The organism is Granulicella arctica (assembly GCF_025685605.1).
Taxonomy (GTDB): Bacteria; Acidobacteriota; Terriglobia; order Terriglobales; family Acidobacteriaceae; genus Edaphobacter; species Edaphobacter arcticus.
On the sequence record NZ_JAGTUT010000001.1, the window covers coordinates 791,510 to 807,440 of the forward strand.

Consider the following 15,931-nt stretch of genomic DNA (forward strand, 5'->3'; position numbering starts at 1 on the left):
ATGAATGAAAATCGCAGCCTCCTCTTCCACGGTCTTGGTCTCACCCTGCGCCGCCTCCCGGCTCTCCTCTGGGCCTTCCTCTTCAACTTCGTCTTCTCCGCCCTGACCGTCGCGCACATCGCCGGAAGCATCGGCAAGATCACCGACACCTCGCTCGCCGCAGAGCCCCTGCGCCACGGCTTCGACCTTGGCACCATGATCCTTCTGAGCTTTAAGCTCAATGAAGGCACAGGACTCAGCCCTAACTCCGGCGTGTCCATTCTCCTGTACCTCGCCACCTACTTCCTCATCGTTCCCGGCACCCTGCTCTGCTACCAGACTGGCATTCCCGCCCGCCTGTCGACCATCCTTCAAGCCGGTCTCATGCACTTCTGGCGCTTCGTCCGGATCACCGTCCTCGCTGGCCTCGTCATGGCCCTCATCCTCGGTCCGCTCTTCGCGATCTATTCCCGCTACAGCGCCTACGTCGACGACCACATCGTCGGCCGTCCCGGAGTGATCTATGAACTCCTTGCCCTCGTCGCCATCGCTCTGGTCGCAGCCATCCTCCGGCTCTACTTCGATCTCGTCGAGGTCTACACCGTCCAACTGGGCCTCCAACTCCTTGCCAGCGGCAAGCCCGACCGCCGCGTCCGCAAAACCCTCCTGCCCGCACTCCGTGCTCTCCGCAGGAACTTCGGCCGCTCCTACCTGACCTTCCTCTTCCTCTCTTTCCTAGGCTTTGGAGCCATGGGCCTCGCCGCCCGCTTCAGCATCCATTCGCTCGCCCAGCCGCGCGTCTGGCCCACCTTCCTCATCACCCAGGCTGGACTCTTCCTCATGCTGCTCACCCGCTTCTGGCAACGCGGAGCCGAAACCACCCTCAGCCTTGACTACCCCATCCTCGAAGCTCCCATAGGCCGCACGCGCGCCACCTTTGTGCCTAACGAACCCGCTCCCGTCTCCACCATCAGCGCAGCCCCAATACCCTTCACCCACGCACACGTCACCGACCCAATCCCTCAGCCAGAGCCCAGCACTCCCTCTCTCCCCGAACCCGATCCTGCCATCTACCATCACAATCCAGGCTCCACTCCCGAGCCGGTTGATCCCGATCCCAGCGAACTTTAGGATCGGTGCAGGTCCGAATGATTACGCAGTTGTCAGACCACTCCGTAATGAAAACGACTTATAATTGTTACAGTTATATGAATTTATTTATTCTTCGCCACGCCAGCGCTGGCACCCGCCGCGCCAACCCACTTTTAGACGTAAAGCGTCCCCTGGACAAAGATGGCAAGCGCCACTGCCTCCAGCTCGCCCACGTCCTGAACGCCCTGAAGATCAACTTCGACCTCATCGTCTCCAGCCCTCTCAAGCGCAGCCTGCAAACCGCAACCCTCGTCGGCACGGAGACCGGCTACGAAGCGCCAGTCATGCTCTCTGCCGGTCTGGCACCGGACGCCAAGCTGCCCGACTTCCTCAAGCTCCTGCAGGAGTTCCGCAATCGCGAGAACGTCCTCCTCGTCGGCCATAACCCCAATCTGCAGGGCTTCCTTGGTGCGCTCGTTGTTCCCGCAAACCAGACTCCAGCGCAGATCCGACTTCGCAAGGGATCGATAGCCCGGCTAAACCTCACTCGCGGCCCCGCAAGCCTCCAGGGCCTGATGGACCCACGCGTCATCCGCGCTCTTTACGCCACTTCGACCAAAACCTCTCGCCGGAAGACAGCCAAGAAGTAAGCCGCCTCCTTCTTCAGCGACCACGCTTCTAACTCCGCCCCGCCACGTCCCGGCACCAGTTGCAGCACCACGCGCTTCGGATACACCAGCGTCCGCATCTTCACCACGGCGCTGGCCCGATCCTGATTTAACGCCTGTGCCAGTCGCAGCAGCACCACTGCCCGAGTTACATTCTGGTGCTCCTCTACGGGGATCGTCCGCATCACGCGATCCGCTGCCTCAGGCCGACTCTTCCCCATAAACCGCGCCACCGCACTCACCAGCAGCCGCTGCTCCGGCGAAAAACCAAAGATCTCCGAGTTGGCAATGATGTACTGCGTGTGGCGATGATGCCCCTGATGATTCATGAACTTACCGGCATCCTGCATCATCGCCGCGCACTCCAGCCAAAGCCGATACTCCGCCGGCAGCTCATGCACCCGGGCCAGTGCGTCGAACAGTTCGACGACATGCTGCCGCACCGGCTCCGCCTTCTTCTGGTCGATCCCATACCGTCGGCACACCTCGAGCACCGCAGCCCACCGCTCGTCCTCAATCTTCTTGTGGACCGAGGCCCGCAGATCGACCTCTCCCAGCATCTGCGCCAGCATCCCGTCGCGCAGTCCCAGCGAAGAGTAGCGAAATCCCTGCAGGCCCATCCGCTCCAGCAGGCTCGCATACACCTGCGCGCCGCCAATAATGATCTCTGAGCGTCGCGGCCCGATTCCTGGCACAGCCGCCCGATGCGCGTTGTCCATCTTTACCAGCCGGTCCGCCAGCCTCCGAATATCAACCGTCGGCGCCGCCAGCGTACCTACCTTCCGCGTAGCCCTCTTGGTCGCCGTCTTCTTCAGCGCACCACCCTTCGCCGGAAGAGCTGCACTCGCCTCCGCCAGTGCCGCCGCCGTTCCCGATGTCGCGATTACCAGCCCAATCCGGTGCTGAACGCCAAGTCGCCTCTCGCCACGCCGCAGCTCCCGCTCGATATATTGCTTCAACCGGGCGATGTCTTCCTTTGTAGGCGGATCGTTCTGCAGAAACTCCTGCTGCAGCCGCACCGCTCCCAGCGGCAGACTCACCATCTGCTTCACCAGCCCACCGTCCGATATCGTCACCTCGCAGCTTCCGCCGCCGAGATCGATCAACATGCACTTCCCGCGCGCCCCCACCTCATGCGTCACCACACCCAGGTGGATCAGCCGACCCTCTTCCAGCCCCGAGATCACTTCGACGTTCCAGCCTGTAGCCGACTTCACCCACTCCCGGAATGCCGCCGCATTGCGCGCATCCCGCATCGCGCTCGTCGCGACAACCCGCACCTTGTCAACTACATGGAGCTGCGCCGCTTTGTGGAATCGCTTCAGCGCCCCGATCGTGGAAGCCATGGCCTCAGGCGAAATCACGCCTGTCTGGAAGACGCTCTCCCCCAGCCGTGTCACCTCACGGTCTTCATGCAGCGTCTTCAAGCGGTGCATCTGCAACGAGGCAATCTTCAGTCGGCAGGAGTTCGAGCCGATATCGATCGCGGCAAAGGTGGGCATCGTCTAAACTCTCCCAAGGGCAGAAACTCTGAATTGAAAAGCGTCCCTTGCAAACGATACAGGGTCTAGATCAAATCCCTGTGCTGCCGCATCCAACACCAGTAAATTCGAGGTAAACCGCCAGCCGATGCTTCTTCAACACCCCATAGTCCAGACGGCAGCTTCCAGCCTTCGGACCGATCCATCCAACCCCGACTCCTCGAAGTTTCATGCAGGTGCCCCGCGACAATCCACCGCACTGGCCATCCTTGCCGGGTTGTGGCTGATTCTCTTCTTCGCCGCCCTCTTCGCCCCGCCGCTGCTCGACGATGCCGACGCCACCCACGCCAACGCCGCACGTCACATAGCCCTTACCGGCGACTGGGTCACGCTACACGTAAACAGTATCCGCTATCTCGAAAAAGCGCCGCTCCCCTACTGGCTCGTAGCGATCAGCTTCCGCATCTTCGGCTTCAACACCTTTGCCGCCCACCTCCCACAGGGCATCGGCGTCCTGCTCCTTGCCATACTCGGCTACGCCTGGGCTAACAAGGCCTTCGGAGCCAGAACCGCCTTCTACACCGGTATCGCAGTCCTCACTGCGGCAGGCGTCTTCCTCTTCACCCGGATCTTCATCCCCGAAGTCCTGCTCTCACTCCTCCTCTGTATCTCCCTCTACTGCCTCCTCGAAGCACTCAGCCGATCCAACACCAGATCTGCGTACGCCATGTGGGCTGCCCTAGCCCTCGCCGTCCTGACCAAGGGCCTTGTAGCCCTCGTCTTCTTCTTCGGAGCAGGCGCCATCTATCTCGTCCTCAGCGGCGACTACCGCAAGTGGCGCGCCCTCCGTCCCTTCACCGGCCTCCTGCTCTTCCTCGCCATCACCGCCCCCTGGCACATCCTCGCCGGTCTCCGCAACACCGGCGGCATGAACGGCCACGGCTTCTTCTGGTTCTACTTCATCAACGAACACGTCCTGCGTTTCCTCGGTAAGCGCATCCCGATGGACTACAACAAGCTCCCCGGCTATCTCTTCTGGAGCCTCCACCTCGTATGGCTCTTCCCCTGGGCGCTCTTCCTACCCTCCCTCTGCGACCAGTCGATCAAAGCCTTCATAGCCCACCGCCGCGCCAGCACCCCCATCTTCGAGAACTGGCCAGTCTGGACGGCCTACGGTGTAGCCATCCTCGGCATACTCCTCCGCAACCTCTTCCATGCTCCCTATCTCCTCGTCGTAGCCGCCGCCGGCCTCGTCATTCTTCTCATCGAACTCCGCCGTCGCCAGCGTCTCGAACCGGGCACCGCTCTACTCCACATCGAGACCTACGCCCAACGAACCACTCTCCTGCTCGCCGTCTATTCGGGCCTGATCCTCGTCTTCTTCTCCCTGTCGACCAATCAGGAGTACTACACCTTTCCTGCCTACCTCCCGCTCCTGATGCTCCTCATGCACGCCGTCGTCCGCTCGGAGACTACCTTCTCCATCGACAAGGCCTCCCGTCGTTGGATCACCGTAGCCCACGCAGCCTTCACCATCCTCGGCATCGCTATCTTCGTCGCACTCGCCTACGGCCTCTGGACGTCGCGTAAGGAAGCCTTCGTCCCCGACATCGGCGATCTGCTAGCCCATCGCGGCGTAGGCGACTACACCCTCTCGATGTCCCACCTCTTCGACCTCACCGGCCCGTCCTTCGCGGCTCTAAGACTCCCCGCTACCCTGGCCGCCATAGCCTTCGCCTTCGGACCAGCCATCGCCTGGCTCCTACGCCAGCAGCGTCGCCATCTCGCCGCGACCACCACCATCGCTCTCACCAGCGGTCTCTTCCTCATCGCCGCTCACATCGCCCTCGTCCGCTTTGAGCCCATGCTCTCCTCGCAGGATCTAGCCGAGAAGATTCAGGAGCTCGAAGACGACCGCGTCATCTCACGCGACAACGAAGTCCTGCTCTACGGCGACCAGGCCTACGGCTCCTCCATCCCCTTCTACCTCGGCGAAGACGTCGAACTGGTCGAAGGCCGCTCCACCTCCATGCTCTTCGGCTCGACCTTCCCCGACGCCCCGCACATCTTTCTCACCGACGCCGACCTTCTCGCCGGGTGGGGCACAGGCGAGCGCAAGATCCTCTTCGTCCCACTGGAAAAGCGCGACGACGTCGACAAGTTGCTCGGCTCCCGCCAGGTACTGCTCGAGGAGACCTCTGGCAAAGCGCTCGTCACCGATCGCCCACTCGATCGGCAGCCGCCTGTTGATTCCGTCCACATCCGTTCCGTTTTTCCAGCCCTGCATCTACCCCGTTGACGGCGGATGAGTACAATCACACCGTGACGTGTTAGGCTTCACTCCTCATAAATGCTAGACCTTTTGTCACCTGCACGACAGAACGATCAAGTCCTGCTCTCAGAAGGCAGCACCCACGTACGCTCCAACTCTTGGAGCCTGCGTTCGATCGCGATCATTACCTCGGCTTGGCTCCTCCTGCAGTTTGGCGGACTCTTCTCGCCCGGCCTCCTCGACGACGTCGACTCCATCTACATCGAGATCGCCCGCGAGATGCTCCACCGCCACGACTACGTCACCCCTTTCGTGAACGGCATCCGTTTCTTCGATAAGCCACCCCTTATGTACTGGATGGCCGCCGGTTCGATGCACCTCTTCGGCGAGCACGACTGGGCCGCCCGCCTGCCCCTCGCCCTCTCCGTCCTGATGCTCTTCTACGCGGTCTACGCCCTCGGCAAACGCCTCTTTAGCGAGCGCGGCGGCCTCTACTCCGCACTCGCCGTCGCCACCGCCATCGGCCCCTATCTCTACACCCGCTTCTATATCCCCGACATCCTCATCGCCCTCTGGATGACCCTCGGCGTCCATCTCTTCCTCATAGCGCTCGACCGCATCCGCACTCGGGTTTCTGCGCTCCTCCCCTGCCTCGCCTTCGCCGCCGTCCTCGCCCTCAATCTCCTCACAAAAGGCCTCATCGGCCTGGTCTTCCCCATCGGCTTCGTCCTCCTCTATCTCGTCGTCACGAGCCAACTCCGTCTCCTCGCCCGCCTCCACCTGCTCGCCAGCACCGCGGTCTTTCTCGTGATCGCCGCCCCATGGCACATCCTCGCCGCCCTCAGAAATCCAGCCATTCCTCTGCCTGCCGGAATCGGCCTTCCGGCAACCGGTGGGTGGGCCTGGTTCTATCTCTACAACGAGCACTTCGCCCGCTTCCTCGGCAAGCGCATCCCGCACGACTACGGCAACACCCCCGTCTGGCTCTTCTGGCTCTACCTGGCCATCTGGATGATCCCGTGGACCACCTTCCTCCCCGGAGCCCTCAGCGAGCACATCCGCAATCTCGGCCATCGCTACCCGGTCACCCTCCGCCAGCGCGAAGCCGCCCTGAGCCTCACCCTCTGGGCTGGCCTCGTCGTCGCCTTCTTCAGCTTCTCGAGCCGCCAGGAGTACTACTCCTTACCCGCCATCCCCGCACTGGCCCTGATGGCCGGAGGCCTCCTCGCCCGCGCCGAAGCCAGCCCCTCCGAGATCTCCAACCGCGCCCGCAGCAGCGCCCTCCGCTGGAGTCTCTGGCTCCTCGTCCCCCTCACCACACTCATCGCCGCAATCTGCGGATACTTCGCCGTCACCGCTCCCCGCCCCGCTCCCGGCACCGATATCGCGACCCTGCTCGCCGGCAACCCCGACCTTTACAATCTCTCCCTCGGCCACATCTTCGATCTCACCGGCGCAGCCATGGGCCTCTTCCGCGCCCCACTCTCCGGCGTCGCCCTTAGCATGGTCGCCATCGGCCTCGGCAGCTATCTCCTTCGCCGCTCCGGCCGTCCCTACGCCGCAAACCTGACGCTCGCCGCAGCCATGGTCCTCACGCTCACCTGTGTCCACGAGGGTCTCGCCCGCTTCTACCCCGCCCTCGGCTCAAAAGATCTGGCCATCGCGATCGACCACGTCCGCCAGCCCGGCGACCTCATCGTCCTCGACGGCGAGTACACCTCCGGCTCCACCCTGCCCTTTTACACCCGGCAGCAGGTCCACCTGCTCAACGGCCGTGTCAACACGCTCTGGTATGGGAGCTTCTGGCCTGACGCCCCGAAAGTCTTCGAAGATGAGGCGTCGCTCCACGCACTCTGGGCCAGCCCGCAACGCATCTTTCTCTTGACCTATAACACCACCACCCGCACCAACGACCTGACCCCCTACGGCGCAGTCCACAGCCTCGCAGCCAGCGGCGGCAAGACCATCCTCACCAATCGCTAGTGTCGTACGCGAAGCGCTAAACCTCACGCCGTGGCGCCCGGCGTCAGGGCGCTTTGGCAGCTAATCTTCCCTACTCCATCGCCTCGACCTGCCCGCCGCCCTTCAGACGATAGATCTTCCCGCGATAGTAGAAGTGATCCCCACCATAACTACCCAGCCACAACGCGCTCCCTAGCAAATCACGCAATGGATAGATCAGCGCGCCGTAGAGCCACCCATCATCGCCCATAACCCGCAGAATCGTACCCGCCTGCAGCCACCGATTCACCATGGCCAGCCCAATCCAGGCAAGCCCCAGCAGCGCATGTCCACTCGCCAGCCCCCAAGCCAGCCCGAGCAGTCCAAACGGCATGGCAAACGTAAGTCCACTCCCAAAATGTCCCCAGGGTCTCGACCGCCGCGTGCTCTGCATCCAGCGCAACTGGTTGCGAAACGACAGCCAGAACGGCGAATCCTGCACCATCAACCGGATCACATGGGTCGCCAGCAGCACACCTGTTCCCTGCTTCGACAACCGGTTCCCGAGCACGAAATCGTCTGCATAAAACTGCCCAAGCTCGCCAAATCCGCCGACGTCGTAGAACGACTTCTTCCGCACCGCCATCGTCGCGCCCAGCGCAAACTTCGTTCCCTCCAGCATGTCCGCGACCAACACACCCGAGGTCATCTCGACGCTCTTACCGACTGCATCCAGCTGCGGAGCAAGCCCACCCGTAGTCGTCCCCAGATACACGCACGAAGCCAGCCCGATATGCGGGTCTTTCAGATTCTGCACCATGCGTCGCAGATAGTCCGGCTTCACCCGAACGTCTGCATCGCTGGTGATATACAACTCATGTTTCGCCGCCGAATCCAGCTTCTCCAGCGAGTACACCTTCGCATTGTGGAACTTCGGCATCGGTTCGCCACAGGTCATGTAGTGAGCGTCCACATGTGGATAGCGCGCACCCACCCGCCGCGCCAGTTGCAGCCCCTCGTCGCTCTCCTGCCGTGCACAAAAGAGCAGTTCAAACTCCGGATAGTCCTGCTCAAAGAACGTCTCGAGATTTCTCTCCATCCCAGGTTCCGTCCCGTGCAGCGGCTTCAACACACTCAGCGGAGGCAGAAAGGTCGCTTCGGCGCGCTCGTCACGCCGTTTTCGGAGACCGAACCGGACTGCGGCCGCAATCACCATCAGACAGTAAATGCTCGAGGTAACCGTTCCAAACAGTCCGAGAGACAACACAATGCGAAGCAGCAGATGCATCTGAATCCTTACCGAAATTACGCGCACGTACGCTTGAAAGACGCAGCGTCCCGCACACCCCAGTTTAGTGCATATGCGAACCCTTGAGTAGCCAGCGCCTCGCTACACCTTCTTCTTCGCCGCCTTCACCGCAATCTTTACTGGAACGATCATTGGACGGCGCATCGGCACCAGTCCAGCAGGCGGATCCTGCTGCTGCATGCGCGACAACATCTCCGTCCGCACATAGTCGACAAACCCCTGCATCTGTCGATTCATCTCTTCCATTCGCTCGCGCATCTGCAGCACAATCGCGATTCCCGCGATATTTACGCCCAGGTCCCGCGCCAGGTTCAGGATGAACTCCAACCGCTCCAGATCCTCGTCCGTATACAGCCGTGTGTTGCCGTCGCTCCGCGAAGGCCGCAGCAGCCCCTCCCGCTCATAGAGGCGCAGCGTCTGCGGATGAATCTCGTACATCTCCGCCACCGCCGAGATCATGTACGCTCCCCGACTTTTCCGCTTCGTCGCCATAGATCCTAGCCTGCTTTTGACTGTCGCTGGGCTTCGCCTTTGACCGCTTGTGCTCCGGCCTTCAAGAGTAGCCGCATGGCATCGTTCACTTTAGTTGCGCCCGGAAAGCCGTAAACAGCTCCGGTTCGATCAGGACTAGATTAGTTCCGCGTTCAAATCGAGCAGCGTACGGGTTCCTTACTCCGCCCGCCAAGCTGTATTCCGCCCGCATTTCGTCCGGCTCAACCTTTTTCTTCTTCATAGTCCTGTCTTTCACCCCGCGTAACTGGCCGCGCACTGATTAGTCTGACCCCTTCGCCACGTTCGACGGACGCAACAATCAATAGTCGCTTACGGACTGATGTCCCAACAAGCAAAAATCTAGCCTAATCATCAGAATGGTCTGGATCGCTATAAACTTTAGCATCCTCGTCCTTGAAAACAGTTGCAGCCTCTTCAAAGGCCACGCCATGCTTCTGTTTGTTCGCGATAGCCTTCTTGCGGTCCCACTCGAAGTACATTCCCTGCAGCAGATGGAGGTGGCTTCGCTGTTCCCGCATAGTCCAGCATCCTCTTTCCTCAGTCTACAGGCGTGGCGAAACTATAACGCGACATGGTCCATCCGCTCTGCATCACATCATCAGCCATGAAGAAGACAACTGCCGCCTTTTACACCGCCCAGATCCTCACCGGCGTCATCGCCTCCGCTGCAGCCTACGCTCTGCTCCCCCGGCAGCTCAAACGCGGTCAGGTAGTCGTCATCACGGGTGGCTCTCGCGGACTGGGCTTCGCTTTGGCAGAACGCTTCGGCCGCGCAGGCGCCAAACTCGTCCTCTCCTCGCGCAACGACGACGAACTTGAGCAGGCCCGAGAGAATCTCCTCGCCCGCAAAGCAGTCCTCCACGAGGACGACATCCTCCTCGTCTCCGCCGATCTCACCGACGAATCCCAGGCCAGTGGCCTCATCGACGCCGCTCTCCATACCTTTGGCCACATCGACATCCTCGTCAACAACGCCGGCATCATCGAGGTTGGGCCCGTCGAGAACCAGTCCCTCGACGCCTACGAGCGGGCCATGGCGACCAACTTCTTCGCCGCCCTCTACACCACCTACGCCGCCATGCCCTCCATGCTCGCCCGCCGCGCCGGAGCCATCGTCAACATCGCCAGCATCGGCGGCAAATTCGCCGTGCCCCACCTGCTCCCTTATGTAGCCAGCAAGTTCGCCCTCGTCGGCTTCTCAGAGGGCCTGCACGCCGAACTCCGCCACAAAGGTATCCGCGTCACCACCGTCTGCCCCGGTCTCATGCGTACCGGGGGCGAGAGCCATGCTCACTTCACCGGCCAGGTTGAGCAGGAGAAAGACTGGTTCGATTTAGCTGCAAAGACCCCCATGATTGCCGCCTCCGTCAGCCACGCCGCCCGCCGCATCGTCAACGCTGTAGCCGCAGGCCGAGCCGAAATCACCATCACCCCGCAGGCCTGGCTCGCCGCCCGCATCGCCGGCCTCGCCCCCGAAACGACCCAGTGGGCCGCCAGCATGGTCAATCAATACCTCCTGCCCGAGCCCGCCGCCGAGAACCCCCGCCCCGACATCTCACGCCCCTTCTGGGCCACCGAACTACAGTCCACAGCCAACGAGTTCTAGTGAAGAACGCTGCCCGCTCGACCTTGGCTGGTCGCTCGGGACCGCACTGGAACCTCTTCCGCCGGACTGGAAAAAGCCGCACTTACCGGCGAAGTCGCCAGCACCTGGTACAGCCCATAGTCAATCGTCACCTTGGCCTCGCCGCCAATACGCACATGAGTGGTCGACACGTTCTTCTCCGGCAGCCACACCTCGCCACGCCGCATGTACCAGGAGTCAAAGCTCGCATGACTCAACAGCCACGAAGGACTCTTCGCTGGCTCAGCCTGCAACCGCACCATCGCAAAGTCATCCGTACTCACCCACAACTTACCCCGATAGTCGACCCTGCTCGCAACCTTCGGCTCCACTTGCAGCACCCACGTACTCATCCCGTCGAGCGTCTCTCTGCCGAGTAATTGAAAGTTATACGTCTCAGGCGAGAACATCGCCCGCTGCCAGTTCTGCTTGTCCGCCGTCTCCTGCTCGCCTTCAACCAGCTTCCGCAGCACCTGGGCACACAGCACCTTCGATCCCGACTCACCCACCACCGTAAGCAGTTTGCGCCCCGGAGCCGTGTACTCCACATGAACCTTCATCTCGGCGTGATGCTCGCCCGTGGTCCCGTTGTACTCCAGGTGGTAGCTCCGGTCAGAGGCGTAGTGTTGCAGCATCGCCTGCCGCAGCCGATTGCGCTCCATCATCTGGACCACAATCGCATTCGCTGAAAGCTCCTCGCCGACAAGGCGAATCGCGCAGCCACTTACGAAGCCGAAGAGAACCACCACTCTCACGAGACGACGCATGGACCACCCCCACAACACCTATCTCATCACGTCCAGGCCGACCCTTTGCAAACAAGCGGTAGAAATTGCAACAATTCCGTCCCGAAGTGAGCAATCTTACTCACCCATACGCCTCGCTACAACTCCGCAAACAAACCCTCACGCGGATCGTCAGGATTCAGCTTCGCCAACTCCCGCAAAATCTCCTTGGAGCGCTCATCCTGCACCTTCGGCACCACAATCTTTACCTCGACAATCTCATCCCCGCGAAGCCCCTCACGAGAGGCAGAACTCACACCCTTCTCGCGCAGCCGCAACTTCTGCCCTGTCTGCGTCCCTGGCGGAATCTTCAACTGCGTCCGTCCGCCAGCCTCCTGCGAATCAATCGTCGGCACATCGATCTTTGCGCCCAGCGCCGCCTCCGAGATCGTAACCGGCACCGTTACATGGATATCGTCGCCACTTCGCCGGAACACCGGATGCGTCCCCGCCTTGATGATCAGGAACAGGTCGCCAGCAGCCCCGCCGCCCACACCCGCATTCCCTCTCCCGGCGAGCCGAATCCGCTGCCCGTCCCGCGTACCGGCCTTGATCCGGAACTCCAATGGCTCCGTCCGTGTCACCACGCCTTCCCCATCACAAGTCCCGCAGGCATTCTGCACGCGCCCGCTGCCGCCGCACCGTGGGCACTGGATATTGAACTTCATCCGCCCGCCCATCTGCGTCACCTGTCCCGATCCATGGCACTCCGGGCACTCCATGCTCCCGCCCGTCGTCGACTTGCCCTTGCACGTCGGGCACGTCTCCTGCCGCCGAATCTCAAGCCGCGCCACACCACCGCGAACCGCCGTCCAGAAGTCCACACTTACCTGGTACTCAAGATCGGTTCCGGGCCGTGACTCACGAGCCTGCGCTGCACCCTTCTGCCCGCCAAACATGCTGCTGAAGATGTCCTTGAAACCACCGCCACCGTACCCGCCGGCCTGCGGTCCCTGGCCACCCGCACCGCGCTCCTGAAAGTCAGAAAAATCGAAGCCGCCAAAATCAAACGGCACCTCCTGACCACCGCGTCCACCGGCGCGTGGCGGAGCCTGCGGACCCCCATATCCACCGCGCGCGGCAGCCTCTGCCGCCGCTGCATCCAGATTGTCCGAGTAGAAGCCGAACTGGTCGAACACCTTCCGCTTCTTCTCGTCGCTCAGAACGTCATTTGCCTCGGAGATCTCCTTGAACTTCTCCTCGGACTTCTTATCGTTCGGATTCACATCCGGGTGATACTTCCGCGCCAGCTTGCGGAAGGCCTTGCGAATCTCATCCGACGTCGCCGTCTTCTTGACGCCCAGCGTGCCGTAGTAGTCCTTAGTCTGTGTAGCCATTGTTCGTCGCTCTCTCTTCTCTCGCCAGCCAAGGCACCGTCGTCATCGCCTGCTTCTATCATCAGGCATCTTTCTTCAATCGGGTTGCCGTAACCGTCGTTTCGCTCTTCCGCCGCAATCGTCGCGGCCTTCCACCCGCCTCAATCTCGTACTGGTAATGCTCCAATATCCGCTCGGGCGTCCACAACGCCCAGTGGTTCGCCTTTTGATCATGCATCTTAGCCAGTTGGATCTCGTCCATTCGGCGCATCATCCGCTGCAAATCGCTATAGTGCTCGATATACGCGCTGTCCTCGCCCTCGATCAAGCGCTGCATGTCCACATACACTGGCTGCGCCCACTCATAGAACGTGTGCCACACATCATAGAGATCGAGATGACCCTTCTTCACCAGCAGCGACAGGTGCTCATAGAAGTCCAGAACCTCAAACACACTCACCGGAGGATTCTCAACATCCCACGCCAACAGTCCAGTCTCGCCTGAAGCGTCTTCTCCAAGCCTCGCCTTAGCCAGCCGTCGCCGCGCCGCAACAAACGGCTCGGAAAGGAAAAAGCTCAACTGCTTTTCAAGATTGTCGACCGCCCGATACGCTCGCTCATGCCGTAATTGCAACCCGGCATATCCAATCGCTCCAGCACTCGTCAGTACCAGCACCGCCGTCGATATAGCCTGCACAGCATCCCAGTTTACGAACACCGTATCGCCGACTCAGTTCCAGACCTGCCGCGCCTCGACTGCTTCAATCGAAAACATCTGGTCCGGCTCCATCTGCTGCATCCGCTGCACGAACTCAAGGGCTTCTTCCTTCGTGTCGAACGTCAACCGGTTATATAACTGACCGGCTCGTACTTGGTCACACTGCCAGATCATCTCTGTCATCGTCCTGCTCCTCGTGCCGGATTTTTGTTCCAGGTTGCTTGGAGTACGATCATGACGCGCCGCTCGCTTGCTTCCCCACCTTGCGGCTGTGCACCCTCTTGGCAGCTCTACGTGTCCTGTTAGATCGTTTGATTCAAATTATCCCATCAAGGTCGCACGCGAAACGCAACTTCACCTATGATGTTTTTGCATCGGGCTGACAAACTGGACACCAGAACAGGTTTCGGCCTTCCATCTCCTTCCTTAAAATTTTCGTCCCACACACAAAGCACTCCTGGCCATTCCGGCGATAGACATAATGTGTCTCTTCCTTCACCGGCTTGCCCTTGCCGCTCGGTCGATCCTTCGGCAGCGTCGTCACAATCCGTCTATCGACCATTCCCGCCTTCATCAGCGGCAATGCTTCCTTCCAGATCATGCGCAGCGTCGCCTCAGGAACATCCTTACCCGCCACATACGGGTTCAGCCGCGCCCGGTACAGCAGCTCCGCCCGATAGATATTGCCCAGCCCCGCGATCACCGACTGGTCCATCAACAAAGCCCCAATCGCCTTCTTGCTCTTCACAATCTTCGCAATCGCCTTCTCCGGACCATCGCCATTCAGCGGATCGGGTCCCAGCCGCTTCAGCAGCGTCTCCCACTTCGCCTGCGTCCAGATCGTGCAATCCGTCGGCCCACGCAACTCCATCCACGCCAGCTTCGGAGCCTCCGTATGCCCCGTCCCGTCATCCTCCGAATACCACGCATGCCGCTTACTCTCACCCGGAGCCACAGGCCGCTTCACCGCAGCCTCATTCCACATCCGCAGCCGCAGCGCACCCTTTAAAGCAGGCAGTGGTCCCGATCCCTCCGAGAAGTCCCCCCGCAGCCCAAGATGCACATGCAGAATCCGGTCCTTCCCAAAGTCATACCCCAGGTGCTTCCCCACAGCCAGCACCCGATTCAGCTTCTTCCCGTCAATCACATCCGAGTCAACAAACCGTCCCTGCGGCCCATCCACCCGAACCGCTTTACCTGCAAACGCAGCCTCATGCCGCTCCGCCCACCGATGTATCTCATTCCCCTCAGGCATCGTAAAGCTCCCACCAACTCAACTCCGATACCTGGCCGAAGACCAAGGTAATCGAGAGGTACGTGTTGTTGTACCGGACGCAACCCGCCAAATCTCAGGCAACCGACAAAATGCGTGGTCTCACTTCTTTCTTGATCGTCGACTGTGCATGCTTGTAAGCGATAGCCAACTCATAATTCCCCTGCATATTCATCCAGAACATAGGCGACGGACCAAAATAACGCGAGAGCCGATACGCCGTGTCGGCAGTAATTCCACGGCGTTCAGCAACAATTTCAGAGATTCGCGTAGAAGGCACATGAAGAGACATCGCCAATGCATTCGCACTGATGCCAAGCGGAACCATGAACTCTTCACGAAGCACTTCTCCAGGATGGACCGGCGCACCAGGATGGCTCATATCGCGCGGAATAGACATACTCACCTCAGTGATAATCGACAATTTCTACATTCTCCGCACCGGAAGAAGTCCAGACGAAGCAGATACGATACTGATCGTTGACACGAATACTATGCTGGCCCGCCCTGTCTCCATGGAGCGCCTCCAATCGATTACCGGGAGGAAACCGCATAGCTTCCAAAACATCGGCGTTATTCAACATAAACAATTTTCGTACGGCTATTTTGGACGACGAACCAAATTTTCTATGACTTCCTTCTTTGAAGAGCGCTTCTGCTACTCGATCTCGAAACGATAAAATCACAATTCAGCGTACCACGTTCAACGCTGCACGTTGAACGTGGCGCGGATAGCTAGTTCCAGACATGCTGAATCGGCATAGGCTCAATCGTCAACACCAGATCCGGCGCAACCCCATTCAACTTCGACGCAAACTCCCGGGCCTGCACCTCCGTAAAGAACAACTTGCGCTCCTGCATCTGTCCGGCAAACCACTGCTCGCACTTCCAAACCATTGTGTCCGTCATAACCCCACCTCGCAATGCGTAACTACTGTTAATACAAACACCATTCCCAGA

Annotated in this window: 17 protein-coding genes; 5 read left to right on the forward strand and 12 right to left on the reverse strand. The window is 60.4% G+C overall.

Going from position 1 to position 15,931, the window contains the following annotated elements; translation table 11 throughout:
• Both OHL20_RS03210 and OHL20_RS03215 read left to right on the forward strand, forming a co-directional pair.
• Positions 1-1,110: a hypothetical protein gene (locus OHL20_RS03210; protein ID WP_263381772.1), complete on the forward strand. Its 1,110-nt coding sequence runs from the start codon at positions 1-3 to the stop codon at positions 1,108-1,110.
• A gap of 77 nt (positions 1,111-1,187) precedes the next feature.
• Positions 1,188-1,721: a SixA phosphatase family protein gene (locus tag OHL20_RS03215; protein WP_263381773.1), complete on the forward strand. Its 534-nt coding sequence runs from the start codon at positions 1,188-1,190 to the stop codon at positions 1,719-1,721.
• Here OHL20_RS03215 and OHL20_RS03220 read toward each other — a convergent pair.
• Positions 1,673-3,241: a Ppx/GppA phosphatase family protein gene (locus OHL20_RS03220; RefSeq protein WP_263381774.1), complete on the reverse strand. Its 1,569-nt coding sequence runs from the start codon at positions 3,239-3,241 to the stop codon at positions 1,673-1,675. The two genes, OHL20_RS03215 and OHL20_RS03220, sit on opposite strands and share 49 nt — an antisense overlap.
• Positions 3,242-3,368: 127 nt before the next feature.
• On the opposite strand from OHL20_RS03220, the gene OHL20_RS03225 reads away from it, so the two are divergent.
• Together OHL20_RS03225 and OHL20_RS03230 are read left to right on the forward strand one after the other, a co-directional pair.
• The gene (locus OHL20_RS03225; protein WP_263381775.1) at positions 3,369-5,519 is read left to right on the forward strand and encodes an ArnT family glycosyltransferase; all 2,151 of its coding nucleotides are present in this window, start codon (positions 3,369-3,371) and stop codon (positions 5,517-5,519) included.
• A gap of 63 nt (positions 5,520-5,582) precedes the next feature.
• Complete coding sequence (locus OHL20_RS03230) at positions 5,583-7,475, forward strand: ArnT family glycosyltransferase (protein ID WP_263381776.1); 1,893 nt, start codon at positions 5,583-5,585, stop codon at positions 7,473-7,475.
• A gap of 70 nt (positions 7,476-7,545) precedes the next feature.
• On the opposite strand, the gene OHL20_RS03235 is transcribed toward OHL20_RS03230, so the two are convergent.
• The 3 genes from OHL20_RS03235 to OHL20_RS03245 all read right to left on the reverse strand — a co-directional run bounded on the left by OHL20_RS03235 (position 7,546) and on the right by OHL20_RS03245 (position 9,773).
• Positions 7,546-8,721, reverse strand: coding sequence for a glycosyltransferase (locus OHL20_RS03235; RefSeq protein WP_263381777.1), 1,176 nt, complete (start codon positions 8,719-8,721; stop codon positions 7,546-7,548).
• Positions 8,722-8,823: 102 nt separating this feature from the next.
• Entirely contained in the window at positions 8,824-9,234 is a 411-nt protein-coding gene (locus OHL20_RS03240; protein ID WP_263381778.1) for a MerR family transcriptional regulator, read from the reverse strand.
• Between the two features lie 365 nt (positions 9,235-9,599).
• Positions 9,600-9,773 carry a BrnT family toxin gene (locus OHL20_RS03245; RefSeq protein ID WP_263381779.1) on the reverse strand — a complete coding sequence of 58 codons (174 nt, stop codon included), beginning with the start codon at positions 9,771-9,773 and terminating at the stop codon, positions 9,600-9,602.
• A gap of 86 nt (positions 9,774-9,859) precedes the next feature.
• Between OHL20_RS03245 and OHL20_RS03250 the strand changes: the two genes are divergently transcribed.
• Positions 9,860-10,861: an SDR family NAD(P)-dependent oxidoreductase gene (locus tag OHL20_RS03250; RefSeq protein WP_263381780.1), complete on the forward strand. Its 1,002-nt coding sequence runs from the start codon at positions 9,860-9,862 to the stop codon at positions 10,859-10,861.
• Here OHL20_RS03250 and OHL20_RS03255 read toward each other — a convergent pair.
• From OHL20_RS03255 to OHL20_RS03290, 8 genes are all read right to left on the reverse strand, one after another.
• On the reverse strand, positions 10,858-11,646 hold the full coding sequence (locus OHL20_RS03255) for a LolA-like protein (protein ID WP_263381781.1): 789 nt from the start codon (positions 11,644-11,646) through the stop codon (positions 10,858-10,860). The genes OHL20_RS03250 and OHL20_RS03255 overlap by 4 nt on opposite strands.
• Before the next feature lie 116 nt (positions 11,647-11,762).
• Positions 11,763-13,001, reverse strand: a complete 1,239-nt coding sequence (locus tag OHL20_RS03260) for a J domain-containing protein (RefSeq protein WP_263381782.1) — start codon at positions 12,999-13,001, stop codon at positions 11,763-11,765.
• 61 nt (positions 13,002-13,062) lie between these two features.
• The gene (locus OHL20_RS03265) at positions 13,063-13,698 is read right to left on the reverse strand and encodes a hypothetical protein (RefSeq protein WP_263381783.1); all 636 of its coding nucleotides are present in this window, start codon (positions 13,696-13,698) and stop codon (positions 13,063-13,065) included.
• 12 nt (positions 13,699-13,710) lie between these two features.
• Positions 13,711-13,881 (reverse strand): hypothetical protein, encoded by a 171-nt coding sequence (locus OHL20_RS03270; RefSeq protein ID WP_263381784.1) that lies wholly within the window; start codon positions 13,879-13,881, stop codon positions 13,711-13,713.
• A gap of 175 nt (positions 13,882-14,056) precedes the next feature.
• Complete coding sequence (locus tag OHL20_RS03275) at positions 14,057-14,953, reverse strand: Fpg/Nei family DNA glycosylase (RefSeq protein ID WP_263381785.1); 897 nt, start codon at positions 14,951-14,953, stop codon at positions 14,057-14,059.
• Positions 14,954-15,047: 94 nt separating this feature from the next.
• Positions 15,048-15,395 carry a HigA family addiction module antitoxin gene (locus tag OHL20_RS03280; protein ID WP_263381786.1) on the reverse strand — a complete coding sequence of 116 codons (348 nt, stop codon included), beginning with the start codon at positions 15,393-15,395 and terminating at the stop codon, positions 15,048-15,050.
• Positions 15,379-15,657, reverse strand: a complete 279-nt coding sequence (locus OHL20_RS03285) for a type II toxin-antitoxin system RelE/ParE family toxin (protein WP_263381787.1) — start codon at positions 15,655-15,657, stop codon at positions 15,379-15,381. The genes OHL20_RS03280 and OHL20_RS03285 overlap by 17 nt, the downstream gene beginning before the upstream one ends.
• A 49-nt stretch (positions 15,658-15,706) precedes the next feature.
• Entirely contained in the window at positions 15,707-15,880 is a 174-nt protein-coding gene (locus tag OHL20_RS03290) for a hypothetical protein (RefSeq protein ID WP_263381788.1), read from the reverse strand.
• Between the last annotated feature and the right edge of the window lie 51 nt (positions 15,881-15,931).